General features: G+C 70.0%; 33 protein-coding genes and 2 tRNA genes. 14 read left to right on the top strand and 21 right to left on the bottom strand.

What is annotated here, in order from left to right; translation table 11 throughout:
- Positions 1-31: 31 nt before the first annotated feature.
- Positions 32-421, top strand: a complete 390-nt coding sequence (locus tag Van01_RS21170; RefSeq protein ID WP_239093334.1) for a nuclear transport factor 2 family protein — start codon at positions 32-34, stop codon at positions 419-421.
- A gap of 77 nt (positions 422-498) precedes the next feature.
- On the opposite strand, the gene Van01_RS21165 is transcribed toward Van01_RS21170, so the two are convergent.
- The gene (locus tag Van01_RS21165; RefSeq protein WP_204010366.1) at positions 499-1,137 is read right to left on the bottom strand and encodes a DUF4241 domain-containing protein; all 639 of its coding nucleotides are present in this window, start codon (positions 1,135-1,137) and stop codon (positions 499-501) included.
- A gap of 225 nt (positions 1,138-1,362) precedes the next feature.
- Entirely contained in the window at positions 1,363-1,758 is a 396-nt protein-coding gene (locus Van01_RS21160; protein ID WP_239099205.1) for a hypothetical protein, read from the bottom strand.
- A 6-nt stretch (positions 1,759-1,764) separates the two neighbouring features.
- On the opposite strand from Van01_RS21160, the gene Van01_RS21155 reads away from it, so the two are divergent.
- On the top strand, positions 1,765-2,346 hold the full coding sequence (locus Van01_RS21155) for a hypothetical protein (RefSeq protein WP_204010364.1): 582 nt from the start codon (positions 1,765-1,767) through the stop codon (positions 2,344-2,346).
- 521 nt (positions 2,347-2,867) lie between these two features.
- On the top strand, positions 2,868-3,395 hold the full coding sequence (cpt, locus tag Van01_RS21150) for a chloramphenicol phosphotransferase CPT (protein WP_204010362.1): 528 nt from the start codon (positions 2,868-2,870) through the stop codon (positions 3,393-3,395).
- 69 nt (positions 3,396-3,464) lie between these two features.
- Here cpt and Van01_RS21145 read toward each other — a convergent pair whose 3' ends face one another.
- A complete protein-coding gene (locus Van01_RS21145; RefSeq protein WP_239099204.1) occupies positions 3,465-4,052 on the bottom strand; it encodes a GIY-YIG nuclease family protein in 588 nt (195 codons plus the stop codon).
- A gap of 83 nt (positions 4,053-4,135) precedes the next feature.
- The gene (locus tag Van01_RS21140) at positions 4,136-4,531 is read right to left on the bottom strand and encodes a VOC family protein (RefSeq protein WP_373306275.1); all 396 of its coding nucleotides are present in this window, start codon (positions 4,529-4,531) and stop codon (positions 4,136-4,138) included.
- Positions 4,532-4,680: 149 nt separating this feature from the next.
- Here Van01_RS21140 and Van01_RS21135 point away from each other — a divergent pair, with 149 nt between their 5' ends.
- From Van01_RS21135 to Van01_RS21125, 3 genes are all read left to right on the top strand, one after another.
- The gene (locus tag Van01_RS21135) at positions 4,681-5,169 is read left to right on the top strand and encodes a GNAT family N-acetyltransferase (protein ID WP_204010355.1); all 489 of its coding nucleotides are present in this window, start codon (positions 4,681-4,683) and stop codon (positions 5,167-5,169) included.
- 109 nt (positions 5,170-5,278) lie between these two features.
- Positions 5,279-5,800 (top strand): hypothetical protein, encoded by a 522-nt coding sequence (locus tag Van01_RS21130; RefSeq protein WP_204010351.1) that lies wholly within the window; start codon positions 5,279-5,281, stop codon positions 5,798-5,800.
- A 99-nt stretch (positions 5,801-5,899) separates the two neighbouring features.
- A complete protein-coding gene (locus tag Van01_RS21125; protein ID WP_204010348.1) occupies positions 5,900-6,469 on the top strand; it encodes a GNAT family N-acetyltransferase in 570 nt (189 codons plus the stop codon).
- On the opposite strand, the gene Van01_RS21120 is transcribed toward Van01_RS21125, so the two are convergent.
- A complete protein-coding gene (locus tag Van01_RS21120; protein WP_204010345.1) occupies positions 6,455-7,177 on the bottom strand; it encodes an SDR family oxidoreductase in 723 nt (240 codons plus the stop codon). The two genes, Van01_RS21125 and Van01_RS21120, sit on opposite strands and share 15 nt — an antisense overlap.
- Before the next feature lie 154 nt (positions 7,178-7,331).
- Between Van01_RS21120 and Van01_RS21115 the strand changes: the two genes are divergently transcribed.
- The 3 genes from Van01_RS21115 to Van01_RS21105 all read left to right on the top strand — a co-directional run bounded on the left by Van01_RS21115 (position 7,332) and on the right by Van01_RS21105 (position 9,405).
- On the top strand, positions 7,332-8,576 hold the full coding sequence (locus Van01_RS21115; protein WP_204010333.1) for an RNA polymerase sigma factor: 1,245 nt from the start codon (positions 7,332-7,334) through the stop codon (positions 8,574-8,576).
- Positions 8,577-8,678: 102 nt separating this feature from the next.
- Complete coding sequence (locus tag Van01_RS21110; RefSeq protein WP_204010331.1) at positions 8,679-9,053, top strand: YciI family protein; 375 nt, start codon at positions 8,679-8,681, stop codon at positions 9,051-9,053.
- Between the two features lie 124 nt (positions 9,054-9,177).
- Positions 9,178-9,405, top strand: a complete 228-nt coding sequence (locus Van01_RS21105; RefSeq protein WP_204010327.1) for a hypothetical protein — start codon at positions 9,178-9,180, stop codon at positions 9,403-9,405.
- Here Van01_RS21105 and Van01_RS21100 read toward each other — a convergent pair.
- From Van01_RS21100 to Van01_RS21080, 5 genes are all read right to left on the bottom strand, one after another.
- Positions 9,402-10,205, bottom strand: coding sequence for a hypothetical protein (locus tag Van01_RS21100; protein ID WP_204010324.1), 804 nt, complete (start codon positions 10,203-10,205; stop codon positions 9,402-9,404). The genes Van01_RS21105 and Van01_RS21100 overlap by 4 nt on opposite strands.
- Before the next feature lie 175 nt (positions 10,206-10,380).
- Positions 10,381-11,739, bottom strand: coding sequence for an SDR family NAD(P)-dependent oxidoreductase (locus Van01_RS21095; protein WP_204010320.1), 1,359 nt, complete (start codon positions 11,737-11,739; stop codon positions 10,381-10,383).
- A gap of 20 nt (positions 11,740-11,759) precedes the next feature.
- Positions 11,760-11,834: transfer RNA gene (locus Van01_RS21090), tRNA-Ser, on the bottom strand.
- Positions 11,835-11,845: 11 nt separating this feature from the next.
- A tRNA-Asp gene (locus Van01_RS21085) sits at positions 11,846-11,918 on the bottom strand.
- Positions 11,919-12,086: 168 nt separating this feature from the next.
- Positions 12,087-12,812 (bottom strand): class I SAM-dependent methyltransferase, encoded by a 726-nt coding sequence (locus Van01_RS21080; protein WP_204010318.1) that lies wholly within the window; start codon positions 12,810-12,812, stop codon positions 12,087-12,089.
- 130 nt (positions 12,813-12,942) lie between these two features.
- Here Van01_RS21080 and Van01_RS21075 point away from each other — a divergent pair, with 130 nt between their 5' ends.
- Positions 12,943-13,155, top strand: coding sequence for a helix-hairpin-helix domain-containing protein (locus Van01_RS21075; protein ID WP_239093794.1), 213 nt, complete (start codon positions 12,943-12,945; stop codon positions 13,153-13,155).
- Positions 13,156-13,228: 73 nt separating this feature from the next.
- Here the strand turns inward: Van01_RS21075 and Van01_RS21070 are convergent, their stop codons facing one another.
- The 8 genes from Van01_RS21070 to Van01_RS21035 all read right to left on the bottom strand — a co-directional run bounded on the left by Van01_RS21070 (position 13,229) and on the right by Van01_RS21035 (position 20,413).
- The gene (locus Van01_RS21070; protein WP_204010315.1) at positions 13,229-14,245 is read right to left on the bottom strand and encodes a sensor histidine kinase; all 1,017 of its coding nucleotides are present in this window, start codon (positions 14,243-14,245) and stop codon (positions 13,229-13,231) included.
- Positions 14,242-14,952: a response regulator transcription factor gene (locus Van01_RS21065; protein ID WP_204010312.1), complete on the bottom strand. Its 711-nt coding sequence runs from the start codon at positions 14,950-14,952 to the stop codon at positions 14,242-14,244. The genes Van01_RS21070 and Van01_RS21065 overlap by 4 nt, the downstream gene beginning before the upstream one ends.
- A 155-nt stretch (positions 14,953-15,107) precedes the next feature.
- Positions 15,108-15,737: a histidine phosphatase family protein gene (locus Van01_RS21060; protein ID WP_204010309.1), complete on the bottom strand. Its 630-nt coding sequence runs from the start codon at positions 15,735-15,737 to the stop codon at positions 15,108-15,110.
- Between the two features lie 20 nt (positions 15,738-15,757).
- Positions 15,758-16,726 carry a nitroreductase family protein gene (locus Van01_RS21055; RefSeq protein WP_204010306.1) on the bottom strand — a complete coding sequence of 323 codons (969 nt, stop codon included), beginning with the start codon at positions 16,724-16,726 and terminating at the stop codon, positions 15,758-15,760.
- A complete protein-coding gene (locus Van01_RS21050; protein WP_204010304.1) occupies positions 16,727-17,812 on the bottom strand; it encodes a GNAT family N-acetyltransferase in 1,086 nt (361 codons plus the stop codon). It abuts the gene before it with no gap.
- Positions 17,809-18,249 carry a DUF4188 domain-containing protein gene (locus Van01_RS21045; RefSeq protein WP_204010303.1) on the bottom strand — a complete coding sequence of 147 codons (441 nt, stop codon included), beginning with the start codon at positions 18,247-18,249 and terminating at the stop codon, positions 17,809-17,811. Before Van01_RS21045 ends, Van01_RS21050 begins: the two co-directional genes overlap by 4 nt.
- 2 nt (positions 18,250-18,251) lie before the next feature.
- Complete coding sequence (locus Van01_RS21040) at positions 18,252-19,829, bottom strand: phenylacetate--CoA ligase family protein (protein ID WP_204010301.1); 1,578 nt, start codon at positions 19,827-19,829, stop codon at positions 18,252-18,254.
- Positions 19,830-19,915: 86 nt separating this feature from the next.
- Positions 19,916-20,413, bottom strand: a complete 498-nt coding sequence (locus Van01_RS21035) for a DinB family protein (protein WP_204010299.1) — start codon at positions 20,411-20,413, stop codon at positions 19,916-19,918.
- Between Van01_RS21035 and Van01_RS33525 the strand changes: the two genes are divergently transcribed.
- Positions 20,398-20,733 (top strand): GNAT family N-acetyltransferase, encoded by a 336-nt coding sequence (locus Van01_RS33525; protein WP_272491675.1) that lies wholly within the window; start codon positions 20,398-20,400, stop codon positions 20,731-20,733. The two genes, Van01_RS21035 and Van01_RS33525, sit on opposite strands and share 16 nt — an antisense overlap.
- A 109-nt stretch (positions 20,734-20,842) precedes the next feature.
- Positions 20,843-21,070, top strand: a complete 228-nt coding sequence (locus Van01_RS21025) for a hypothetical protein (protein WP_204010297.1) — start codon at positions 20,843-20,845, stop codon at positions 21,068-21,070.
- A 100-nt stretch (positions 21,071-21,170) separates the two neighbouring features.
- Here the strand turns inward: Van01_RS21025 and Van01_RS21020 are convergent, their stop codons facing one another.
- Positions 21,171-21,530 carry a VOC family protein gene (locus Van01_RS21020; RefSeq protein WP_239093792.1) on the bottom strand — a complete coding sequence of 120 codons (360 nt, stop codon included), beginning with the start codon at positions 21,528-21,530 and terminating at the stop codon, positions 21,171-21,173.
- A 93-nt stretch (positions 21,531-21,623) separates the two neighbouring features.
- Entirely contained in the window at positions 21,624-21,962 is a 339-nt protein-coding gene (locus Van01_RS21015) for a hypothetical protein (protein ID WP_204010291.1), read from the bottom strand.
- 85 nt (positions 21,963-22,047) lie between these two features.
- Here Van01_RS21015 and Van01_RS21010 point away from each other — a divergent pair, with 85 nt between their 5' ends.
- Together Van01_RS21010 and Van01_RS21005 are read left to right on the top strand one after the other, a co-directional pair.
- Positions 22,048-22,998, top strand: a complete 951-nt coding sequence (locus tag Van01_RS21010) for an aminoglycoside phosphotransferase family protein (protein WP_204010288.1) — start codon at positions 22,048-22,050, stop codon at positions 22,996-22,998.
- Between the two features lie 45 nt (positions 22,999-23,043).
- Positions 23,044-23,574, top strand: coding sequence for a GNAT family N-acetyltransferase (locus Van01_RS21005; RefSeq protein ID WP_204010285.1), 531 nt, complete (start codon positions 23,044-23,046; stop codon positions 23,572-23,574).
- A gap of 30 nt (positions 23,575-23,604) precedes the next feature.
- Here Van01_RS21005 and Van01_RS21000 read toward each other — a convergent pair whose 3' ends face one another.
- Positions 23,605-24,537, bottom strand: a complete 933-nt coding sequence (locus tag Van01_RS21000) for a phosphotransferase (protein WP_204010282.1) — start codon at positions 24,535-24,537, stop codon at positions 23,605-23,607.
- Positions 24,538-24,694: the final 157 nt, after the last annotated feature.

Genomic DNA, 24,694 nt, shown 5'->3' with positions numbered 1-24,694 from the left:
CAAGGAACGTGGACGCGGAAACACTGCGTCCATGACCACTGAGAACAAGATCATCGTCCAACGGGCGCTGGCCGGGCTGATCGAGACAGGTGACGTCGACGGGCTCGCTCGGGTGCTCAGTGACGACTTCGTCCACCACAGGCCGGGCGCCATCACATCGACAAAGGGGGAGTGGCTCGCCGCCGTCCGCGCCGCGCTGGTGTCGCTCGCCGGCATGCAGGTCGAGATTCACCAGATTCTGTCCGATGGCGATCACGTCATCGTGTACTCACGGCGCTGGCTCCCGGACGGAGGACCAGAGATCGCGGTCGTCGACATCTGGCGGATCGACGACGGCCTGATCGCCGAGGGGTGGGAGATCATCGAGCCGGTCGCCCAGGTGGCAGCCAATCTGGTGTGGTGGGAACCCGCTCGTCGCTGACCTCGTCCTCTGACTGATCCGGGCAGGCGATGTCGTGGAGCCTGCCCGGATCGTCGCCACGGGTCAGCGCCGGGCGGCTACTCGTGCGGTACGACGCGGAAGTCGGTGACGAAGCTGGCGACGCGTCCGTCGGCGGTGCGGCCCACATACGTGGCGTACACGCCGTCACCCCACCCGGAGCCGACGAGATGCACGTTGGCTCCGGTCCGCTCGTCCACCACAGTGGTGATGACGGCGTCGACCGGGTCATCCGGAATCCGCGCCGGGATGAAGGTCTCCTCGACCCGCTCGTAGTCCCATTCGCACAGCGCCGCGATGGCGACCTCGTCGGCGAGCGTGCCGGTACCCGCGTCGACCGGGTACCCGAAGAAGTCCTCGTCGCCGAGGGCTGCCGGGTCCTGGCCCGGCAGCAGCGCCATCGACCACGTCGCGACCGGCTCGTCGGCCACCCTCACCTGTAATGCGGTGATCCGTCGCTGCCACGGGCCGTCGTCGGTGTGCACCACCGCCACCCACGCCGTCACCGGGTACCGGCCCGGCGGCACCGTGTCGACGAACGGTGTGGTGTGTGGCACCAGCGGATCGCACCCCACCACCCGGCCGGACGGCAGCACCACCGGTCCGAGGTCGTGCGCTTCGACGCGGTAGGTCATCCCGTCACGTACGACGCGATACCCAGCGGTCAATACCAGGTCAAGATCCGGCACGTACGGCATGACGCGCAGCGTATCCGCGACACCGCCGCCTCCGGGTACGCGACGTGGCGGCAGATCACGGATGGCGTGGCCGAACCGCGGTCAGATGCGGGTACCACGGTTGGACCCACGTCCTGCCGGTGGCGGAAGCTGACCCCATGCCAGAACTCGTCATCCTCACCGGCGCGATCGCAGCCGGCAAGAACGCCACCTGTAGACCACGCCGGTGGGAAGCTCGACCCCGATCTACCGCTGCCGTTTGTCCTCGACGTGTACGACGTTCAACTCATGGCCGTCCTGGTCTCGCTTTCCGCGTCCGTACAGACCAATGGCCAGATCGCTGCTGTCCGAGGCCTCGTCGGGCCCTACGTAGGTCAGCACGTCGTCGTGGTGGCCGTAGACCACCCATCCGGGACCAGGATCGAGGGTGATGGTGCCGAAGTCTCCGGCAGGTGATCCGGCGCGGACGGGGCCGTACTCGCGCAGGATGGCGACGGCCTGGGCGGCGAGATCAACGCCGGGTCCGGGGTCTGGTAGTACGACGCACGTACCGTGGGCGAACACTACCCAGGATTTGCCGTCCCCTCGGATGATGCGACGCCAGGTTTCGGCCAGATCTTGCTCGGACATGACGAAGATCATCCCTGAGTGGATGCACCAGCGCTACCCGCGAAGCCTGCCCGATACAGCGGTCTTGAGGGGGCAACCGGGGGCGTACTGGTGGCGGCGACCGGCAAGAATGTCGTGGTGGCCATGGCAGGAGGGTCCGACGACACCTACGAGACGGTCGGACCACGGGAGTACCTCGATCGGCTCTTGGCGGAGTACGGCCTCCGTGACGAGGAGATCGGAGATCGAGTCAGGGTACGCACGCCTGCGCGAGGTACGTCAGGGCTGGCCCCACCGCAGGAGTATCTGGTGCACGAGTCGGTGTTGCGTTCGCACGGCGATTTCCCCTGCGCCGGCGACACCGAGGCCCTGACCTTCTGCGAGGCGATCGCTGACGCGATGGCCCGCCACCACGACATCTCCCGCCGCGAGGCTGTGGCGCGCGTCAACCGCCAATGGTCACAGGCTGGTCCCGCGGGCCGCGTCCCACGTGTCTGGATCGTCGGCTTGGACATCGTCTACCACGAGGATGCGGACTACTGGGCAGGATTCATCTATCACGGCCCGGACTCGCGCTGGTGGGACCCGGGCACCGAACCTCAGCCGCTGCCGCCGCCCTGATCGCTACCTCCCCTCGCGCGCCGGAACGCCGCGTCGACGGCTGGCAGAACCTGCAAATCGGCCAGCACCGATCGGAGAGGACGGATCGTCGCCGCTCGGTGGACTGGAAGCGGAACACAAGCCACACCCCGGAACTGGTCAGCCCGCCACACCACCTACTTCCACCTACGAGCGTCTGCTCACACGCCCGACGCCTGGCAGCACACGGTCACCGGAGCCGGGCAGGACAGCGAGATGCGGTTCGCCTGCCGATTCGTCGCGCTACCGCTGTCAGCCCATCTGGCCGACCATCAGGACGCGCTGCTTGGCCGCATCGACCCCGACTGGACCACCCGACCGCAGCCCGTCGAGTGATCCCGCCCGGTCTCCGGTGGCTCGCTCACGCCGTCGAGCAGCTCATCCCACACGCTCTCGGCGGCCTCACGAGTCTTCGGGTGCAGATTGCGGTGTACGACCCGAGCGCCCGCTCGGTGCTGCGGACGCCGGGAACAGGTGCGGGTCCGGACCCGTACCGTGACCACATGTCAAAGCAGGTCATCGTGCTCAACGGCGGGTCGAGCGCAGGAAAGTCGGGAATCGTTCGGTGCCTGCAGGCGATCCTGCCGGATCCCTGGCTCGCCGTCGGGGTCGACCGGCTCATCGAGGCCATGCCGGCAACCATGCGCTCGCCGGAGAGCATCGACTTCGCGGCCGACGGCACCGTGATCGTCGGGCCGGAGTTCGACAGGCTGCAGGAGGCCTGGATGGCCGGGGTCGCCGCGACCGTCGGAGCCGGTGCCCACGTCATCGTCGACGACGTCTTTCTCGGCGGCGCTGGATCTCAGCAGCGATGGCGGGCCGTGCTCGACGGACTGGACGTGCTGTGGGTCGGCGTCCGCTGCGCTGCGGAGGTCGCCGCCGGTCGCGAGATCGCGCGCGGCGACCGGGTCCGCGGGATGGCAGCCGCACAGGCCGACTCGGTGCACCAGGGTGTGGTGTACGACGTGGAGGTCGACACCACGCACACCGAGTCGATCGTGTGCGCCCGGACGATTGCGGCTCGGCTGTAGCGAGGCTGGACGTGCCGTCGTCGGCATGACGCGCCCATCCCGTACCCGTTCCGGATGTCGGGTGACCGGTTACGGCGCTCGCGGAGGCTCGGCGGGGCGGCTGCTGGTCTGGTAGGCGTTCTTGGCGGCGACCACGGCGGCCTGGCGGTGCTCGGGGGCGACGCCGTGTACGTTGAGCGGCGGGTGCAGACGCCTGACAAGTTCGGTCTCGATGGTCGCCGGTTCCGCGTCTTCCGCCCAGGTCAAGCGCAGGTGGGTGTGCATCCAGGTGGTCAGCCGCGCCTCATCCTCGGGGACCAGGACGACCCGGTCGGTCCAGGTCGTCCGGTATCCCTCGGAGGCAAGAAGCCCGGCCAGGGTACGGCGCAGAGTCGAGCTGCCCGAACGCCTCAGATGGTTGCGCAGGATCCGCCCCCGCAGGCTGGTCGCCCGTCCGAGGTACAGCAGCCGCAACGACGGGACGTTCTCATTCGACAGCCCGGGGAGGTCGGGGAAGACCGAGGGGGCCGCCCACCAGGCGTAGACACCGCTGCCACGGCTGAGCCGTTTGACGGCGGTGTGGAGTTCGACGGGTACGCCGCAGAGCAGCCGCAGCGCCTCGTCGACCCGGGCTTCGTCGGTGGGGACATCGTCGGGTCGTCGTTCGGGAATGGTCATCGAGACCATCGTAGGTCCCGGGCAGATCATGGTCGGGCCGGAAGGCGGGGGTCCTGGCGGCTCGGCCCGCAGGTGCGGTGACGTCAGGTCGCGCCGAGGAGGTCCCACCGGTTCCCGGCGATGTCGAGGAAGACCGCGACCCGGCCGTAGGGCTCGCTCCGCGGTTCCCGGACGAAGGTGACACCGGCCTCGGTCATCCGTCGGTGAGCGGCGTCGAAGTCATCGACCCGGAGGAAGAACCCGACCCGTCCGGCTACCTGGTCGCCGACAGCGGCACGCTGGTGTTCTCCGTCGGCGCGCGCGAGCAGAAGTCCGGTCTGGGCATTCGGGGGCCGGACGACGACCCACCGCTTGGGTCGTCCGTCATCGGTGAGCGACGGTGAGTCCTCGACGAGGTCGAAGCCGAGTACGTCGGTGAAGAACGCGATAGCCGGGTCGTACTCCTCGACGATCAGGGAAACCAGGTCGATCCGCACCACGGCAGCGTACGCGGGGTCCGTGCTGCTCGCCGCCCGCGCGCCGACCGGCGGCAGGAGCGGGCGTCGTTGCCACCGACCTCAACCCTCGGCGGGTTCCCCACACCACCGAGGCCGGTTGCTGCCGAAACGCGCCTGGGTAGGCTCCCGAGATGCTGCTGCGCGACGTGGAGCCTGCCGACCTGGACGCCTATGTCCGTATGCGCTGCGATCCGGTGATGATGTCGGAGCTCGGTGGCCCGCAGCCGCGCGAGCGCGTTGCCGCTCAGCTGACGCGTGACCTTGAGACTGTCCGCGAGGGCAGCGCCTGGATCAAGATGATCGTTCCTGGCCAATCCGCGCAGGTGGCGGGAACTGTGACGCTGTACCTCCATGACGGCATCTCCGAGATCGGTTGGATGGTGCTGCCGGAATGCCAGGGCCGAGGCCTGGCGAGCGAGGCCGTACGTGCGGTTCTCGACCTGGCCCGCGAGGATGGGCGGTGGGGGTTGATCCACGCGTTCCCGAGCACGACGAACGCGGCGTCGAACGCCATCTGCCGCTCGACCGGCTTCACCCTGGTCGGCCAGGAAGAGACGACCTTCGCGGGGCGCGTGTTCCAGACCAGCCACTGGGTGTTCGATTCATCGGCGCACGGCTGATCACCCGGCCGTCGGTCGCCTCGCCAGGCTTTCCGGCATCCGCTCTTCGGCACCGCCGGGTGGGACCCGGGGGTTTCGCCGGCTGCCGACTGCGGGTAGCGGATGGCACGTGAATCCCAATCTCGCCAGGGGTCTGCAGGTCGCGTGGGCGCTGCCGGAGTTCCGCGGCGGGCTGCGACATCTCATCGACCTCGACGAGGTGTCGGTGCTGCTGGCCACGATGTCCGTGCCAGATCACGACCGCGAGGTGGAGCGCAGCCTGTTACGGCTGCTGAAGTCCGGCCTCGACACGGTGGAGATCCGGGAGGCGGTGTTGCTGCTGCTGGAGCAGGACGACGTACGCCGACCCCTGGTCGCGGCGGCGGAATCGCTCGCGGACCGGCCGGGTCAGGCTGCTGCCATCGCGTCGGCGGCCGAGGATCCTGCGGTGCGGCGTGAGGTGCGGGCGGTGCTGGACAGCGGCAAGGTGCGCGAACTGATCTGGCAGGTGATCGAGAACCAGTTCAGCAACAACCGGCTCGGCCTGATCCGTCGCGCGGCGGTGCTGTTCGTGCGGCATTCGAGCGTGCGGCGTCTTGCCTGGGCGCTACGTCGACACGGCGTGCTGCGTGAGCTGCGGGACAAGCCGTGATCTGCGGCGGTCGGTGCGGGCTGGCGGACCAGCACCATGTCCGGTGGCACCGGGTAATTCGGATGTGTCGTGGCGGCGCGCTCGCTAACGTCCCCCCTCGTGGGGAGCCCGGACCTACGCACCGAACGCCTTGAGCTTCGTCCCGTGCGTGACGAGGACATCGATCGCATCCTTGAGTACCGCAACCTGCCGGAGGTCACCCGCTGGCTCCTGCGGACCGTTGTCGACCCGGTGTCCTTCCGGGCGGCGTGGCAGCGCGCCGCGAAGGCCCCTGACGACCACAGCGTGGCCGTGGTTCTCGACGGCACGGTGATCGGGACCGTCTCGCTCGACGTGGTCGACGGCATGGGACAACCTGGCCTGCCGGCACGGACGGAAGCCGAGCTCGGCTACATCTTCGACCCGGCGTACGGCGGCCGTGGTTACGCGACCGAGGCGGCCACCGCGATGGTGGCGTACGCGTTCGACCGGCTGGGCGTCCGCAGGATCACCGCAGGGTGCTTCGCGGACAACCTGGCGTCCGTGCGGCTACTCGAGAAGATCGGCATGCGTCGTGAGCAGCACGGCGTCGGCGACTCCTGGCACGCCGAACTGGGCTGGGTGGACGGGTACACCTACGCCCTGCTCGCCGAGACCTGGCGGCAGGGGAGGACGTCACAGCCCGGGTGACGGTGGCCGGACCTGCTCGAAGTGGAACTCACGGATGAAACAGTCACGTGGTTGACCGACCGCGAACAGCACGCAGTCGACAACCGACCGCGCGGTCAGGTCATGGTCGGCCTGCCGAGCCCCCTGCTGGACGAAGTCCGGCGGAAACAGTGAGATCACCCGGATCCCTGCTGGCCGCAGCCGGTACGACAGGATCTCCGCCAGCCCGGCGTGGGCGTGTTTTGCAGCGTAGAAGGCGGGGTGTGCACCCGACCGGCGATGTCCCACCTCGCCACAAGCGGAGATCATGTTGACGATGTCAGGCCGGGCCGATGCCCGCAGCAGTGGCAGCAGGTGTTTGGTCACCAGCACCGTTCCGGTCCCGCCCGCCGCGATCACCCCACCGATCTCGTCGTCCGAGACCTCGCCCAGATCGTCACCATGAACGTAGGGTGCGCCGTTGTTCACAAGCACATCGAGGTGGTCCGTCCGGCCGGCCAGCGCCGTGGCGAATGCCCGCACCGAATCCGGTACGGCGAGGTCGCAGCTGAACGCCTCGGCTCGACCCGGCCCCCACTGGTTGATCGCGTCCGCAACCCGCTCGGCCGCGGACAGGTCCCGGGCCGAGAGGAACACCCGGGCACCGCGTTGCGCGAAGGACTCGGCCAGGAGCCGTCCCGTGTCACGCGCGGCGCCGGTGACAGCGACGCGCAGGCCGTCGAGGTTCATGGTCGACAGCAAAGCACCTGAACCCCGGTCGAGGTCAACGAGACATGATGTCCTCATCGACGGGCAGGGCCGCTCGTCACCGACGGGCTCCTGCTGGCGACGAAGGAGGAGTCGATGGCTGCTGGACGGGATTTCGTCCGAGGGCGCGTGAGCGGTGACTGACCCTGCCGTTGACCAGGCGATCACCCGTACCCACCACGAGGAGTGGGCGCGAGTGGTCGCCAGCCTCGCGCGCCGCTTCGGTGACCTCGACGTCGCCGAGGAAGCGACGGCCGAGGCGTTCGCCGTGGCCGCGGAGCGGTGGCCGCGCGAGGGCGTACCGCCCAATCCCGGCGGCTGGGTCGCCACCACCGCGACCCGCAAGGCGATCGACTGGCTCCGCCGCGAGTCGCAGCGCGACGCCAGGCACCAGGCGGCCCTGATCGGGTACGACGACACTCCTGCCGAGCCGACCGGCCCGGTCGTGGACGACCGGCTCAGGCTCGTCTTCACCTGCTGCCACCCCGCGCTGGCGATGGAGGCGCGGGTGGCGCTCACCCTGCGCCTGCTCGGCGGCCTCTCCGTCGCGGAGATCGCCCGCGCCTTTCTGGTGCAGGAGACCGCGATGGGGCGACGGATCACCCGTGCCAAGACGAAGATCAAGGAGGCTCGCATTCCCTACCGGGTGCCTGCTGCCGACGACGTCCGCGAACGGCTCGTCGGCGTGCTCGCGGTGGTCTACCTCGTGTTCAACGAGGGCTATCTGCCCGGCCGGGGGGACGACCCGGTACGCGTCGACCTCACCGACGAGGCGATCCGCCTCGCCCGCCTGCTGCGAACCCTCCTCCCGGACGACGGCGAGGTGGCCGGCCTGCTCGCCCTGATGCTTTTCACCGAGGCCCGGCGGTCGGCGCGCGTGTCCACCACCGGGGAGTTGGTGACCCTCCACGAGCAGGACCGCGACGCCTGGGACCGTGCTCTGATCGCCGAGGGCAACGCCCTGGTCCACAAGCGGATCCGGGCGGTGGCGGCCGGTGGGGACCCACCCGGGCGTTACCAGGTGCAGGCCGCGATCAACGCGGTCCACGCGAATGCGCCCTCCACCGATCAGACCGACTGGCCCACCCTTGTCGCCCTCTACGATGGCCTGGTGCTGCTGGATCCCTCGCCGATCGTGCGGCTCAACCGGGCGGTGGCGGTCGCCGAGGTCGACGGCGCCGGGGCCGGGCTCGCCGAGATCGACAGGCTCGCCGAGTCCCTCGACGGCTACCACGCCTTCCACGCCGCCCGCGCCGACCTGCTGCGGCGACTCGGGCGCGTGGACGAGTCACGGGCGGAGTACGACCGGGCCATCGGTCTCGCCGGCAACCCTGCGGAGCGGTCCCACCTCACCCGCCGCCGAGGCCAGCTGACCGGCTGACCGGGGAAACTTTCCTCCGCCACATTGTCGGATGCGCAGTGGCTCGTTCGTAGATCAGGTGACAGGTGGCCGGAGGAGGCCGCCGGAACAGGGAGTCATGGGATGACGCGCTACTTGATCTCTTTCAACGACGGCGCCATGGACCACATCCCCGCCGAGGACCTGCCCGAGGTGGGCAAGGACGCGCACGCGGTGATCCAGGAGGCCGTGAACGCCGGCGTGTTCGTGGCCGGCGCCGGACTGCAACGGCAGCGGGCGAGCATCGTCGGCCCGGACGGGCTGGTGGTCGACGGCCCGTACCCGGAGACCAAGGAGGTCATCGGCGGCTTCGTGGTCCTTGACCTGGCCTCGAAGGAAGAGGCGCTGAGCTGGGCTGCCAAGATCGCTCGTGCCTGCCGCAGCGCCCAGGAGGTCCGGGAGCTCATGGACGACCCCGAGATGGATGCCATGCTCCGCGAAACCGCCCGGCGAGAGTGACAGCACGCAGCGGCGATCCGGTGCGGCCGGATGCTCCCACAGCAGGTGCGTGCACCGTTGCCCCGAGCACCGCGACAGGTGCCCGGGGCAACGGTCGGAGCTGGCTCGACTGGCACGGGCTGCCGTGAGCTACGCGACCAGGGCCTGTGCCGCCTTGACCACCGTCGTTCTTCGGCAACCCGGCGTCCAGTGGGGCGGCGACCACAGTGGCGCCGATCCGCCGGCCGTTACGACCCAGGGGCGGGCGGCCACGCTCGGCCTGGCCAGCCTGATCAGCGCCGTGGCGGCGGTCGCCCCGGCCAGCGCTCTGGCCCGGACGCCCCGCCTGGTCCGCACGTTCTCATCCACCTAGCTCAGATTCTCGGCGAACCAGTACAGGATGACCTGGACGACGGCGAACAACCCGGTGTAGAAGGCCGTCGTGCCCGGAATCGGGATGTTCGGCGCGGCGCCCACCTCGGCACGCAGCAAGGCAGCTCGGTTGAACAGATCGTGATCGTCGGCGCGTTCGGCCTGACCCATGACGGTGAGCAGTTGCTGATGCCACCACTCCTTCCAGCGCAACTGGTAACGGGTCAAGTTGATCCCGTAACCCACACACACGACGGCGCTGAACCCCGCCAGGCCGGCCAGGATCGCCGCGACGACGGCTGCGGCGGCCAACGGCGTGGTGCTCGCTACATAGGCCAGCAGGCCGGCATAACCAACGGAGAGGGCGAAGGACGACAGCATCAAGGCGAAGGCGTACACGCGTGCCTGGGTCGGCACGTACACCGTCACGTTCTCGCCTTCGCGCTTCCGAAAGATCGCGGTCATACCGTAAAGCCCCACCAGGGGCGCCACGACGGCAAGCGCCAGCACCATGGCGACGCGCAACGCCTTCTCTGCGGGCCTCGGCGGCTCGTCCCGGTCAAGCTCCCCGGTCTCGCGAAACCGCTTGATCAGCTCATGCAGCTTACTTCCCTCGGGGATCTGGGTGTCAGGAGTGTGCTTGAGAACGAAGCTGGCCATGACGATCAGGTCGTTGTAGCCTTCGGCCAGAAGGCGGCGACGGTCTGAGACAACCGATAGACCGTAGAGGCTGACAATGACGCCCGTGGTGGTGACTTGCCAGACGACCAGGCTGTCGAACTGGACTCCAAGAATCTGCACCAGACAGCCCTTCAATGTCGACTGCGGGTCGAAACTCCGACGATGCTGCCAGGCACCCGCAAAGGTCAAATCCGCCGTAGGCGCACTGCCTCGCACCCGAGGACGGCCGCGTCAGCCGGCACTCCCGAACCATTTCGGACTTTCAAGCACGGTCAATGGATGTGGCCCGTGGTTGCTACCAGGGAACGACTGTGTAGTTCTTGAGCAGGACGCCGTGTAGTGGTGTGCCGGTTTCGCCGCTGATGATGGGGTGGTAGATGCGGGCTGCGGCGTCGGTGACGTCCAGTGGTGGTTGCCAGCCGGAGGCGGCGCGCCGGGCTTTGATGGTGGTGGGGTTCTCGTCGGTGATCCAGCCGGTGTCGACGGCGCACATGTGGACGTGGCGGCGGGCGAGGTCGGTGGCGCCGACGCGGGTGAGCATGTTGAGGGCGGCTTTGCTGACGCTGGTGTGGGGGTGCCGGGTGGGGCCGGTGCTGTCTTCGGAGAACCAGCCTTCCCGGCCGGTCACGTTGATCACGTACCGGTTGCCGGGTCCGGGTGCGGTCAGGGCGGGGCGGAGCCGGTCGAGCAGGAGGAACGGCGCGACGACGTTCACCAGTTGCACCTCCAGTAGTTCGACCGGGTCGATCTGGCCGATGGTGGCGGTCCAGGAGTTCGTGGTGCCGGGTACGACGAGCGCGCCGGTGGCGTCGATGATGGTGGTCAGCTCCTGGCGGGGTGCTTCCGGGAGAGTGGCGAGGCGGACGCTCCAGTCGGGTGGTGTGGCACCGGGCCGGAACCCGGCCGCGGATTCGATGGCGACGCCGTGGGGGGCGGCGTGCGACTCCGCGCTGATGAGCGGTTGGTAGGCCCACATCGGCCGGCGCACCGTCTGAGCGGCGTTGTTGATGAGGATGTCGAGTCGGGGGGCGTCGTCGGCCAGCCGTTGCGCGACGTCGAGGACCTGGCGGGGGTCGCGCAGGTCCGCGCCGATGACGCGTAGCGAGGCCAGCCAGTCGGTGGCGTCGGGCTGGTGCGCGTACCGTCGGGCGGCGTCGGCGGGGAATCGTGTCACGACGGTGACGGTGGCGCCGTCGCGGAGTAGTTTCAGCGCGGTCTGGAAGCCGATTTTGACCCGGCCTCCGGTGACCACCGCGCGGCGGCCGGTCAGGTCGGTGCGGGCGTGCCGGTGTCGGCGGTGCAGGTCCGCGCAGGTGGGGCAGAGGGCGTGGTAGAAGGCGTCGACGGTACGGAACCGGTCGCGGCAGGCGTAGCAGCGGCGGTCCCGCCGGGTCCGTCCGACCTCTGCCGTGTCGGTGGGTTCTGCCACCGGTACGCCTTCGGCGCGGTTGCCCGCTGCGGTGGCGGCGTCGGCGACGACGGCCCGGTCGGCGGCGGCCGTCCTGCGCCGTCTCTCAGCGCGGCGTTGGCGCTGCGCGTCCTTGAGCAGCCCGTCCACGGCGCGTTGCACTCGTTGCCGGACCGGGTCGTCGACGGGCAACGCGCGGATCTCGCCGAGCACTCGCAGAGCTTGCTCGACCTCGGCGTTGTCCATCGTTCCTCACAACCGGTCGACGTGGACGGACCGGATTCGAACCGGTGTCCTCCGCACGAGCAGTGCGGCGCGTCCGCCTCTGCGCTACCGACCACGCGACGGGGGTGGGGCCCGACCGGACTCGAACCGGTATCCTCCGCCCTGATAAGGCGGCGCGACTACCTCTGCGCTACAGGCCCCACCACGACGCATCGTAGCGACGCCGATCACCGTGCCGCCAACCGGTAGGTCGACCGACCGGACGGGCCAAGCAGTTTCTGCCCCGTCCGGTCGGTGAGGCAAGCCGACGGTGACCTCCGGACGGTGCCGGCCCGGAGGGTCCGGAACTCTGATGATCTGTCGATGCTTCAGCAGCGCTGGACGACGAACACGAACTCGCGACCAGGGCGGTCCGGTGCCTCACGAACATCGCGGATCAGATAGCCGCTGGCTGCCAGGCTCCACTCGATCTCCTCGCGAGTGCGGAAGCGCAGAGTCGAGTCGGACGTGATGACCTCGCCGTCGGTCCGGAACCGGTAGGTGTAGCGGAAGGAGACCAACGGGGGGCTGACGTCGGTGACGGTGAGGTGCCGTTCGACCTGCCCGACGCCCGGAACGTCGCGGGTGACTGGATGGGTGTCAGCGATCCATTCCCGCCAGACCTGACGCTCGGGGCGCCTGGTCTCGAAGACCAGGTGGCCGTGTGGGCGAAGCGCCTGGTGGATGGCGCGAAGAGTCTGTCGCCAGTCGGCGTCGGTGAGGAAGACCTGCGCCACGTTGCCGGTCATTGTCGCGAGGTCGGCGGCAGGTAGCGGTGCCGTCGTGGCATCGCCGCAGATCCAGGTCACCCTCGCGGAGTCCGGCTTCGACCGCGCGACTGTCAGGGATGCTTCGGCCGGGTCGAGGCCCACGACTGTGCGGCCGCTTCGCGCCAGCAGGATCGCCAGGCAGCCGGTGCCACATCCGACGTCGAGCACCCGACGTGCCCGTACCTCATCGGCGATAGCCAGGTACGCCGCCAGGTCCTCACGGTCGCCGTCGAAGGCGTCGTAGACGCGGGCGAGCCGAGGGTGCGCGAAGATCGCATCAGGCACGCCGCAACGATATCGACAAGCGTGCCATCCGACGGCGCGTTTCCCGCCACCACCGGCCCCACGATCGGCTCGTGGAAATGACATCAGTCCGGGAACGCGGATCGCCGTCCGGACGGCTTATCGTGATCGGGTGAGTACCCGCGATGTGCCCGCACAGATCGGTGACCTGCCGCCGATCGGGCGACCTGCCAACAGCGCCCTGCTCGAAGCCGGCATCACGACGCTCGCTCAAGTGGCCACGCACCGCCGCCGTGATCTACTCGCCCTGCACGGCGTCGGGCCGAGGGCGATCGGCATCCTGGCGGCGGCACTTGCCGAACGTGACCTCACCTTCGCCGACTGACGGCAACGGCTGACTGCGCGAGCGTGAACGGGCCGTCGTCGGCATCGCTCCGTGGCTGCGCCAGTTCTCGTGGTCAGATGGCGGGCAGGCGTACCTCGAATCGGCAGCCGTTGTCGGTGTTGCGGACGTCCACCCGGCCACCGTGCGCCTCGACGAGGCCGCGCACGATGGCCAGGCCGAGTCCGCCGCCGCCCCCGGAGCCGGCCGCCCCTGGTGTGCGGGCGCGCTCGCCGCGGAACGCGACGTCGAAGACCCGGTCCAGGTCTTCGCCCGGGATGCCGCCGCAGGTGTCGGAGACCGCCAGCCACACACTGTCGGTCTCGTGGCCGGCGGCGATGTGCACGCTGCCGTCCTCTGGGGTGTACCGGACGGAGTTGATCAGCAGGTTGCTGACGATCCGGGCGAGTTCACGTTCGCCAGCCCGGACGTCGGGCCAGCCACTGTCCGCCGCGACGAGGTGGATCCGGCGGCGGGCGGCCAGCGGGGCGACGCCGGCGATCGCGTCGGACACCACCTCGCGTAACGGCACGGTGGTGGGCATCAGCCGGAGCGCCCCGGCGTTGATGCGGGACAACTCGAACAGGTCGTCGACGAGCTGGGCCATCCGGTCGGTCTCCACCCGGATCCGCCGGTGGTAGTCGTCGACGACGGCCGGGTCCTCGATGATGCGGTCCTCCAGGGCCTCGGCCATGGCCCGCAGCCCCGCCAGGGGGGTGCGCAGGTCGTGCGACACCCAGGCGACAAGCTCCCGGCGCCCGGCCTCCAGCCGCCGTTCGCGTTCCCGGGCTGTCTGCGCCCACACCGCGGAGGCGGCCAGCCGGCTGCCGAAGACGGCGCCGACGGCGAGACTGATGAGCGCGGCGGCGCTGACCGTGACGAGGACGACCCACAGGTCGTGCGCGGAGAGGAACATCGCCTGCGCGACTGTGACGACTCCGGCGACCACGGCGAGCACCGTGACGGCGAGGAGAACCAGGATGTGGACGAGAATCGAGCGGCCCCGGAGCAGCCGGAGCGCCGCGGCGCCGACCAGGCCGACGACGCCGCCGGCGGCCAGGGCGTAGAGCCCGATGAGCAGGGTGTCGGTCACGTGCCGGTTTCCTCGTCGATCGGGTCGAAGCGGTATCCGACACCCCACACGGTACGGATGCGCTGCGGGTTCGCCGGGTCGTCCTCGATCTTCTCGCGTAGTCGGCGGACGTGGACGGTGACGGTCGACTGGTCGCCGAACTGCCACCCCCAGACCTTGTCCAGCAGGTCGCTACGCGACCACGCCCGCCCGGGATGTCGCATGAAGAAGATCAGCAGATCGATTTCCCGGGCGGTCAGCGCCAGCGGTGTGCCGGCCACCGTGGCGGTACGGCGCGCGGTGTCCACGGTCAGGGCCGCGTCGGTCAGCTTCGCGGGGACTGTGGGATGAGCGGTGTGCGCGGCGGTGCGGCGCAGCACGGAGCGGATCCGCAGCACGAGTTCGCGGGGGGAGAAAGGCTTGGTGACGTAGTCGTCGGCGCCGACCTCGAGCCCTAGGACCCGGTCGGCCTCCTCACCGAGTGCGGTCAGCATGACCACCGGCAGGTCGGGCAACTGTCGTCGGATCCGGCGACAGACCTCAAGGCCGTCGATGCCGGGCATCATGAGGTCGAGCACCACGAGGTCAGGGCGTGCGGCGGCGATCGCGGCGAGGCCGTCGGCCCCGTCCACGGCCAACTGGACCTCGCAGCCAGCCTGCTCCAGGTAACGCCGGACGACGTCACTGACTGTCGGGTCGTCGTCGACCACCAACACCCGGTGTCCCATCCCGCCCACGCTATCGACAGCAGGTCACGGATCACCCTCGCCGGGTCTTTCGGATTCCTTACGGTCCGCCACCACCCCGGTCCGCCGAACCGGCGGCAGGCATGCCAGCAGCGTCGCACCGGCGACGGCGACCGGTTGACGCCGGGCCGAGGCGATCAGGTCCAACCGCACACCGTGGGACGGGTGCTCGGGTCGGTAAAGCGAAGTCGGTAGATCGCGGGCATCGGCATCTGTCGCACCGTGGCCCAGCTGACCGGCACGCCGAAACCGGCCAACGCCCGGGAGATGAAGGTGCCGTGGCTGCCGACGAGAACTACCCGGCCAGGATTGTGGCGTACGAGCGTCCGGACGGCCTCGACGGCACGGATGCTGAGCTGTTCGAGGCTCTCGCCGCCCGGGCGGGCGTAGGAGAGGTTCGCCCAGCTCCGCACGTAATGCGACTCCCAGACCTCGGTGAAGGAGAGGCCGTCGTCCCACTCGCGTAGCTCGGTCAGGGTGCGTACGGGCAGGCCGAGCGCATCGGCTGTCGGCTGGACGGTCTGGATCGCACGCCGGTACGGGCTGGACCACACCGCCGCCGGTCGCGGCTCGGTGAGCACTGCCACCAGCTCCTGCGCCTGCCGCAGCCCGTCGGTGGTCAGCGGGCGGGTGAACTCGTCCGGACCGTCGGCGGTCGGCGGGACGGACCGGGCGTGCCGGACCAGCACGATCTCGGTCGGCGTCGGGATGCCGCTCACCCCCGACCCCACAGGTCGCGGGGGCTTCTGCCGTGTCCATCCATCCATCAACGACATTGTCACAGCTGTCAGACAGTGTCGAGCCGGCGCGCCGAACGGGGTGCCGGACGCGTGGGCCGACCCACCCGGGTCACGTGCAACAGCCGGTCCGGTGCGACGTCAAGCAGTGCACCGAGCGCCGTCCGGGTGACGGCGACGTCGATGAGCTGGCTCAGCGGATGCGCTGCCAGCCCGGCGGTGTGCAGGGCCAGCCAGACCCGCAGCAGCACCCGGCCGAACTCGACCTGACCAGGCCGGTCGAGGTCCGCCGGGCCGACGAGAACCAGCACCGCGCCGCCGCGCGCGAGCGGGTCGTCGGCGGCGGCGAGCAGCCTCGGCAACCCCAGTGGCCGGAGCACCGGGTACGCGGCGAGCGCCGCGCGTAGCCCGGTCGCGGCGGGCCGGGACAACGCGAGGCAGCGGTCGTTGAGTCCGTCGGCGTGGTAGTCCGGATGCGTCGGACTCAGCCGCAGCCAGCGACGCAGCTCGGCGACGACCGTCGGGTCCCCGTACACCCGCCGGTCGGCGGCACGGAGCAGGACACCGAGGCGATCCGGATCCGGCACGGCGCGGACGCCACCGCCGGCCTGCCGGGCGACCGCGTCGAGCGTCGCGAGCGTGTCCTGCTCGGGCCCGGCGGCGGCGAAGGTGCCCCGGTCGGTGCGGCGTTGCCACACGTCGGCGATGCGGAAGGGCGTCGGGTAGCGGTGCGGAGCGGGCCGCAGCCGACCCACCCGGTGGTGCCGCTCGTCGTACTCGGCGACGTACTCCAGTCGTAGGCCCGCGTCGGCGGCGACGATCAGACAGCTCTCGACGAACGCGCCGAGCGACAGTCGCAGGTCCCGGCCGGTGGGGTCGGCCGCCGGCAGCGTGTGGGCCGGGTCCCAACCGACGTGGATGGCCCCGGGTTCGTAGCGCAGCCGCCACGGCTGGGTGTTGTGCGCGCTCGGCGCCCGCCAGCACAACGGCGCCAGCGCACGGAACGCGGCGTGGTCCACCTACCGCTCCTTGGCGTAGAACGTGTACCCGTGCAGCGGACGACCGCCGAGCCGCCGGTACTGGGCGGCCGACGCCGGGTTGTCCCGCCCGACGTAGGTGCTGCGCAGCGTCGTGTAGCCGGCGATGTGCAGGTTGCGGTGCAGGTGCGCGGAGAGCAGCCGCTGGTAGCCGCGCCCCTGGTACCGCGGGAGCACGCCCTTGACGATGAGCACCGCCTCCCGTCGGTAGCGGTGCCGAGTGGCCAGCAGCCGTAGCTGGTTGACCAGGTGCAGGTCGCCGCGGACCGCGACCAGGAACTCGCTGATGTCAGGTACACAGAGCACGAACGCCACCGGCTGGCCGTCGCGGGTCAGGTAGAGCAGCAGTGACTCGTCGAGCAGGTACGCCAGCCCGTCGGTCTGCCGTCGGAGCTGTTCCGCCGAGATCGGGGTGTAGTAGCCGAGCTGGGCGAAGGCGGCGTTGAGCATCCCGCGTAGCAGGTCGAGCTGCTCGTCGAGCCGCCCGACGTCACCACGGTGCAGTTCGAGCCGGGCACCGTCCGGCTCGATGCGCGTCGGGGCCGGCACCGGGCGGGTCGGGGCGGTCACCGGGCAGATCCAGGTGTCCGACTCGAACCGGCGGTGGAATCCGTACTCCTCGTAGGCGGCCACGTAGCGCGGCGGGTTCCAGGCGCTGTCGACGAAACCCCGCTCGGGGTAGCCGGATGTGATCACCCCGCCGGCCTGGTTGGGCAGCAACGCCACCGGACCGAACAGCAGATCCCGGTCGGCGTCGGCGTACGCGTTCAGCGCGTCGAACAGTGGTCGGGCGGCGGACGCGGTGAACTCGGTGAGCCCGAACAGTTGGCACCGGCGGCCGATCTTGGCGTCGAAGGCCGGGTCGGTGTGCAGGGTGGTACGGGCGACCACCGTGCCGGCGGCGTCGCGCAGCAGGTACAGCGGCACGCCGTCGCGCCACCACCGCCGGATCTGCCGCCGGGGGACAGGTACGTGGCGCGGCTCGTCGGCGTACAGCCGGTCGGCGAAGGCCAGGAACTGCCGCAGGTCACGATGGCCGGTGACGCGTTCGAAGCGGTGGGTGCTCACCGCCGGACCGCCGGCCCGGTCGTCTCCGCGCCCAGCGGGGTGAAGGTCGCGATGTGTCCCATCTCCGGGCCTTCGGCCCGCCACGCGCCGTTGGAGTACCCGTCCGGAGCGGCGCTGTAGAGTCGGATGAACCCGGCTGTCGCGTTGCGGGTGCCGTCGGTCAACCAGACCATCAACCGCCGGTGATGGCGGGTACGGGCGAAGCGCAGCATCGCGTCGCGGTCGGTGAAGAACGCGATGGTGCCGAGAGTCAACGGGAACTGCCAGTAGACCGTGTGCCAGCAGTAGCCGGACATCCGGCGCATGTCGCGGACCATCCGGAACCACGCCGGCGCCAGCCGCAGCAGCACTAGGGGATTGGCGTAACGGGTCCCGCCGATGAACATGGCACCGGCGCGGGCCTGGGCGGGAGCGCGGGAGAAGTCACGGGTACGCATGGTCACCTCACCAGGTAGACATTCTTGATCTTCTGCTGGCCGGCGAACGGGCCATGTCCGGGTTCGTGCAGCTCCACCCGCAGATCACCGGCGGTCGGGTCCTCCACGAGAGACTGGGCGAAGTCCCGCGAGACCGAGGTGAGGTGGCGGCGTACCCCGTTGCGGCACGCGGCGGCGAGCGCGTCGCGCTGCGCGGCGGCCAACGGGCGACGCAGTTCGAGGTGGATCACCGGCCGGGTCTCCAGTGCCGCGTCCTCGACAAGCGCCAGACAGAAACGGTTGATCTCAGCGGCGTGCGGGTTGCCGGTGTAGAGGCCGTACTCGACGTCCTGGGGGTAGAGGTTGGCCCCCAGGTAGGAGACAGTGGAGTCACGCCGGCCGAAGAGCAGCAGCACCGGCAGGGTCATCCGCTCGACCGAGACGGCGGTGCGCAGCTCGGCCCCGCGTACCGGGTCGGCCTGCGCCAGCTCGACGATCCGCCGGTACGGCACGAGCAGCGCCTCGTCGCCGACGTTGTAGCGCAGCCGGGGTTGCAGCACGTCGCCGGTGACCGTGCAGACCAGCTCCCGTCGCTCGTTGGTCTCCAGGTAGGTGGTGAACGGGTTGTACTGGAACACCATCGGCAGCCGCTGCTCGTCGGCGCCGAGCAGCGCGGTCCGCAGGCCGCGGTCGGTCTGCAACCGCCGCCGCAGCCACACCGTGAACCGGGTCTCCGCCCCGATGCCGATAGTCAGGTCCGAGGCCCCGTACGCCGAACGCGCGAGCGCGAACCGCTGCTCCAGGTAGTCGCGCAGCGCCTCGGTCATCCCCTCGCCGCCGCAGTTGGCGAAGATGCGGTACCGCGACCAGGGGAACCCCTCGGCGTCGAGCCGATCCCGCAGGTGCTTGAGGAACGGCGGGTAGGCGGTCACCAGGTAGTCGAACTCGGGACCGAACTCGCGGAGCGTGTCGACGATCTTCCCGAGGTCCGGGCCGGTGTTCTTCACCACGGCGATCCGGGCCATCGCGGCGCCTGTCGTCGTCCCGGTCGCCCAGGCGCCCATCGAGTAGGCGTTGATGACGAACGGCCGGCGCATCGGAAACACCAGGCCGGTGTAGCCGGCGATGTCGCGGTGCACCGAGCGCAGTTCCCGGTCCCCGCGAGGCCAGTTGAACGGCTGCCCGGACGAGCCGGCCGACTCGTCGACCACCACCCCACGGGTGGGCAGCCGTCCCCGCCAGCAGCGCGCGGCGGCATCGTAGGCCGTCACGTAGCCGAGCTTGTCGGTCTCCGGAAAGTCGCCCAACCGGCGGCGGGCACCGGCGGGACGGGTGCGCAGGAAGGCCCGGTAGGCAGGCACCAGCCGGGCGGCTCGTACGCATGTCGCCTGTGCGTTCGCACCGGCCAGCCGGTCGAGGAACGGATGGTGCCGCCGCGCCAGCCACCGCCACCCGGCGGGGTGGCGGCCGACGAGCCGGCTCAGCGCGGCGACCAGCCGGCCGAGGGCCGCCAGGATGGCCTGCCGGCCGCGCGCGACAGTGGCCGGCAACGGCGAATCGGCGGTACGCAGAACGATGGGTCGGGGTGGCAGTTCGGCCATGACGACATCCTGTCCACGCCGCCGCGTCCACACCTGAGCCCGCACACGGTGGCCGCTGAGTACCCCTACCCAGCCGGCCTGATGTGTTACTCGTCGAGCAACTGCTCCCGGAGGATGTCGGCGTGCCCACAGTGCTGGGCGAGTTCGCGCAGCACGTGCAGATACACCCACCGCAGCGGCAGCGGGCCCCGCCGGTGCCCGGGCAGGATGTCGTCCAGCCCCAGCGACGACGTCGCCCGCCGGGACGCCGCGCAGGCTTCGCGGTGGGCCTGCTGGACTGTGGCGATCGTGTCACCGTCGCCGAGGAGGAACGAATCGTGCGACGACTGCGGGATGCCGATCTCGGCGCGCGACCGACCCGTGACGGCTTCGTCGAACCAGACCTTTTCGACGAACGTCGCGTGCTTCACCAGACCCAGCAGCGTGGTCCGGGAGGCCACCAAGGAACGGCGTGCCTGTTCCTCGGTCAGCCCGTCCAGGCAGCCGTTGAGCGCCGCGCGGTGCTCGTCGAGGAACGACTCGAACTGGGCGTGCGCCGGCTGGGCGATGACCTGGTCGGCGAAGGTGGGTGGGAAAGAAGGCATGGGCGCAGCATCCCAGACCGTCACCCCGCCGAGGCCGGATCGCCCTCAGGCCCTGTGTCGAAGTCCCTGGCCGGCCTACGGCGGGCCCCGGCGATGACCTGCCGCGTTGGAGATTGGTCCGGATACAACACCGGTATCCCGACGGGCAGGGCATCGGGGGCGCGCTGATGGCCGCGATCCTGGCCGAGGCCAGTACGCGTGGGCTGCTGCACGTGACGGTCCATTCCGGCCGCCGCGCTGTCGACTTCTACAGGCGCAACGGTTTCAGCCACCACCGCCAGATCCTGCTCTGGGAACCGGCGCACCGGGCAGCTCCGTGACCGTACGCCGCAGTGGCTGCCGCCGCCGGTCGCCCGCTGCGACAGGCGTGGCCCGGCCGGCAGCGGTTATTCGGTCGCGCGTGGTCCTGCCTGCGAGGATGATACGTCGATGCCCGGTGCACCCGAAGGATTCACCTATCGCGTCCGCAAGAACGGGGACGTGGAACTGCTCCACCACGGCCGCCCTGCCGTGGTGCTTCGCGGTGCCGCCGCGGCCCGGTTCCTGATCGACGTCAACACCGAAGATCCTCAGGAGTTGATGGCACGCGTCACCGGCAACTACAAACACGGCAACGAGCGGACGGCCAAGAAGCATCCCCGCAACCGGCACCGGTAGGGCGACTCAGCGTGACGCGGCGCGTGGCAGTCGCGTGGGCCGGCTGCGCTGCCAGGCTCGGCGGCGTGCCACTCGTCGACACCACCGTGGCGGCCCGCCGTCAGACGTCGGCTTCGAGGGCGAAGGTGTTGCCGTCCGGATCCTGGAACCAGGCGATGCGTCCACCGCCGGCCCGAGCGGTGATTCCCCTGGCGTCGTGCGCCAACTGGTCGTACCTGACGATCTCGACGCCGGAAGCGACGAGCTCGTCGACGACCTGGTCGATGTCGTCGACGTACCAGGTCGCCAGGGTCGCCTGGCTCTTACCGGCAGTGACCGACTGGTAGACGTTCAGCGCGGGTCGGCCGCCGCAGCCGTAGATGCGGCTGCCGTCGGCGATGTGGGCGCTGGGGCCGGACTGCAACGCCTGAAGGCCGAGCTTGCCCTCGTAGAACGCGACGGCCCGGTGTATGTCGGACACCGCGATCGACGTTCTGAGGTCGTACGTACTCAACGGCATGAACCACTGTCGCACAAGAGCCGGGTTCACCGGGCCGACGCAGGCTCGAACGGGTCATTCGGGACAGCCGGCCAGCGGGCTCATCAGCAGGGTCTTGCTTCCTGGATCGGGTGACAGCCACCCGGTCGCCCCTTCGCTGGGCAGCAGCGCCGCCCAAGGGATCTCCGCACGCGTTCGCGCGCCCCGCCCGATGTGCAGCACGAACCGCCACGGCTCCTGTCCGCTGGGCCCGCACCAGGCCCGGCCACGGATACACGGCTCGGCGGCCAGCAGTTCGTACTCCTCGGGCACCAGACCATCGCACCAGTACCAGCGAAGGTGCCGGTCCTCGAAGCCCTGGAACTCCGCGCAGACACGGAACTCCAGCCGTACCCAGAAGTCCTGCTCATCCATGACGACCCCCACCGACAACCGGGTGCCACCGCACCGTACGTGACATAGTTGAGCAGCACGTCGATTGTCGGACGAGGACGGCTCGGTGAGTGACATTCCGGATCTCGGCCCGGTGCCGCAGCGCGTCACCGTCGACGCGGAACAGGTACGTCGGCTCATCGCCGACCAGTTCCCGCACCTGGCGGACCTTCCGGTCGAGCCGGTGGCCAACGGCGGCTGGGACAACTGGACCTTCCATCTCGGCCCCGACATGCTGGTGCGGCTGCCCAGCGCGGCCGAGTACGCCCTGGCTGTCGACAAGGAACATCGGTGGCTCCCGGCCCTCGCCCCTCGGCTGCCGCTGCCCATCCCCGACCCGGTGGCGAAAGGCAGACCCGACGCGAGTTATCCCTTCCCGTGGTCGATCTACCGGTGGCTCGACGGCGAGCCGGCCAGCCTGGACCGCATCGCCGACCCGGTGCGATTCGCGATCGACCTGGCCGAGTTCCTGGCGGCCCTGCAGGGCGTCGACGCCGCTGACGGCCCGCAGCCGGGTGTCCACAACTGGTTCCGGGGCGCCACCCTGCGCACCTACGACAAGGAGGTCGAGCGTGCGCTTACGGAGTTGGGCGACCGCGTCGACGCCGACCTGGTGCGCGCGACCTGGGCGAGGGCACTCGACGCCCGCTGGGACGGTGTCGACAGCTGGTTCCATGGCGACGTCGCCCAGGGAAACCTGCTCCTCGCTGACGGCCAGTTGGCGGCCGTCATCGACTTCGGGACCTGCGGTGTCGGTGACCCGGCGTGCGATCTGGCGGTTGCCTGGACGTTGCTGACCGCCGACGGCCGGCAGGCGTTTCGTACCCGGCTGTCGGTGGATGACGCGACGTGGGCGCGCGGACGTGGCTGGGCGCTCTGGAAAACCCTCGCCACCTGCTCCTACACCGTCGACGATCCCGAGGACGCAGCAGAATTCGCGAACGCGCAACGCATCCTCGCCGCGATCCTCTCCGAACACCAGGCCAGCGCTGTCACCAAGCCTCGCCTGTACCGGTGACGCACGCCCCGGCACGCCCTCGGCTGGCGTACTAGGTTGAGTGGGATGCGCGCCATCACGAGTGACCGCCTGCTGCTGCGCCCCTGGCGTGACGAGGACATGGACTTCCTGCTGGACCTCGAGTCGCGCTGGGAGGTCGTGCGGTTCCTCGGCGCGCAGCCGACAGTCATGAACAGCCGCGAGGACGCTCTCGCCTCGATCGCACGCCGACGCGCCATCGACGATCCGATCCACGGGATCTGGGCCATCACCACGGCGGCGCATCGCCGGCTGGTGGGAAACCTCCTACTCAAACCGGTTCCCCTGTCGGCTGGCGAACCTGCCGGCGGGTCGACCGAGGTCGAGATCGGCTGGCATCTGCATCCGGAAGCCTGGGGACACGGCTACGCCACCGAAGCAGCGGCGGCGGTCCTGGACGACGCGTTCGGCAGAGGCCTGGCGAGGGTCATCGCGGTCACCGATCCGGACAACCACGCCTCCCGGGCCGTCTGCCGGCGGCTCGGCATGACGCACCTCGGCCGGACGACGAGGTACTACGACACCCCGAGCGAACTCTTCGAGAAGCTGGCCGGCTGAGCGGCGAGGACCTGACGACGTCCGGCGCTGTCACGGGAAGGCGCAACGTTGCTGTAGCCAGCGGGTTGCGGCGGTGGCGAGGCGGAGCTTCTCCTCGGCGATGGCCTCCAGCCCGGTGGGCATCGGCGCCAGCGCACCCGCCGTCAGGAAGCCGGTGTGCGCGGCGAGGATCGCGTCGAAGGTGGCCGGCGGGCAGCGCAGTGCCGGCAAGGCCGGATGGAGGTACGGCTCGGGATCGACGCCGTCGGCGGCCACACCGGTCAGCAGCGCGATGAGGTCGATGACGGGGACACCGAGCCGGGCGTGCGGCCAGTCGACGAACACCACGCGGTCACCGCTCACCAGGATGTTGTGTGGATACAGGTCGCAATGGACGAGCGAGTCGCCCTGCGCCGCGCGCAGCCCTTCCCGTTCGAGCGCGGTCAATTGATCGAGGTGGTGTGACGCCCACGTCGAGACGCTGGGCAGCCGGGCGGTGGCGTGCTGGTCGTGCGCGAAGCCAGCCCAGCCGCCGAGTCGCGGATGGTCGCGGGGGAGTTCGACAGGTGACGGTGTGGCCGCCTGAGCGAAGGTGACTGCCTGCGCGACGAGGCGGCGGATCTGCGGCGCCGTCCAGGGTTGCCCAGGTGCGACGCCGTCGACCTGCTCGAAAGCCAGGATCACCCACCGGCCGTCGTCCCGCAGGTTCAACAGTCGCGGCACAGGCATACCTGCCGGTAGACGTCCAGTCACGGCCGCCTCGGCGCGGTAGTGCGACGCCTCGATCGGCCAGAGCTGTGCGTCCACCGCCTTGACGAAGGCCCGGTGGCCACCCTGGAGGGTCAGTCGGGAGGCGAAGCCGGGCGAGAAGCCGCCGGCGCAGCTTTCCGCGTACGCCACCGGATCACCCAGCAGCTCCTCGATAATCCCCCGAACCGACGCCGGCAGTTCGGCCCAGCGGGGTCGCTTCCTGCTCCCGAACATAGGCGTACTCCTCAGCTCTTGATCGGTATGAGCGCCGAGGTCGCGGAAAGCCCGCCCGGCCCGCGAGGATTCACCACCCACGCAACAGCAGATTCTCGCCTCTGGCGGTTGCTGCCAGCGCCTCTGCCACATAGTCGGCGAGGTCCGGCGGCAGCGC

It is taken from the genome of Micromonospora andamanensis, assembly GCF_016863495.1.
Taxonomy (GTDB): Bacteria; Actinomycetota; Actinomycetes; order Mycobacteriales; family Micromonosporaceae; genus Micromonospora; species Micromonospora andamanensis.
Note: the sequence above shows the minus strand (reverse complement) of the source record. Positions and strands in the feature narration are given on the sequence as shown.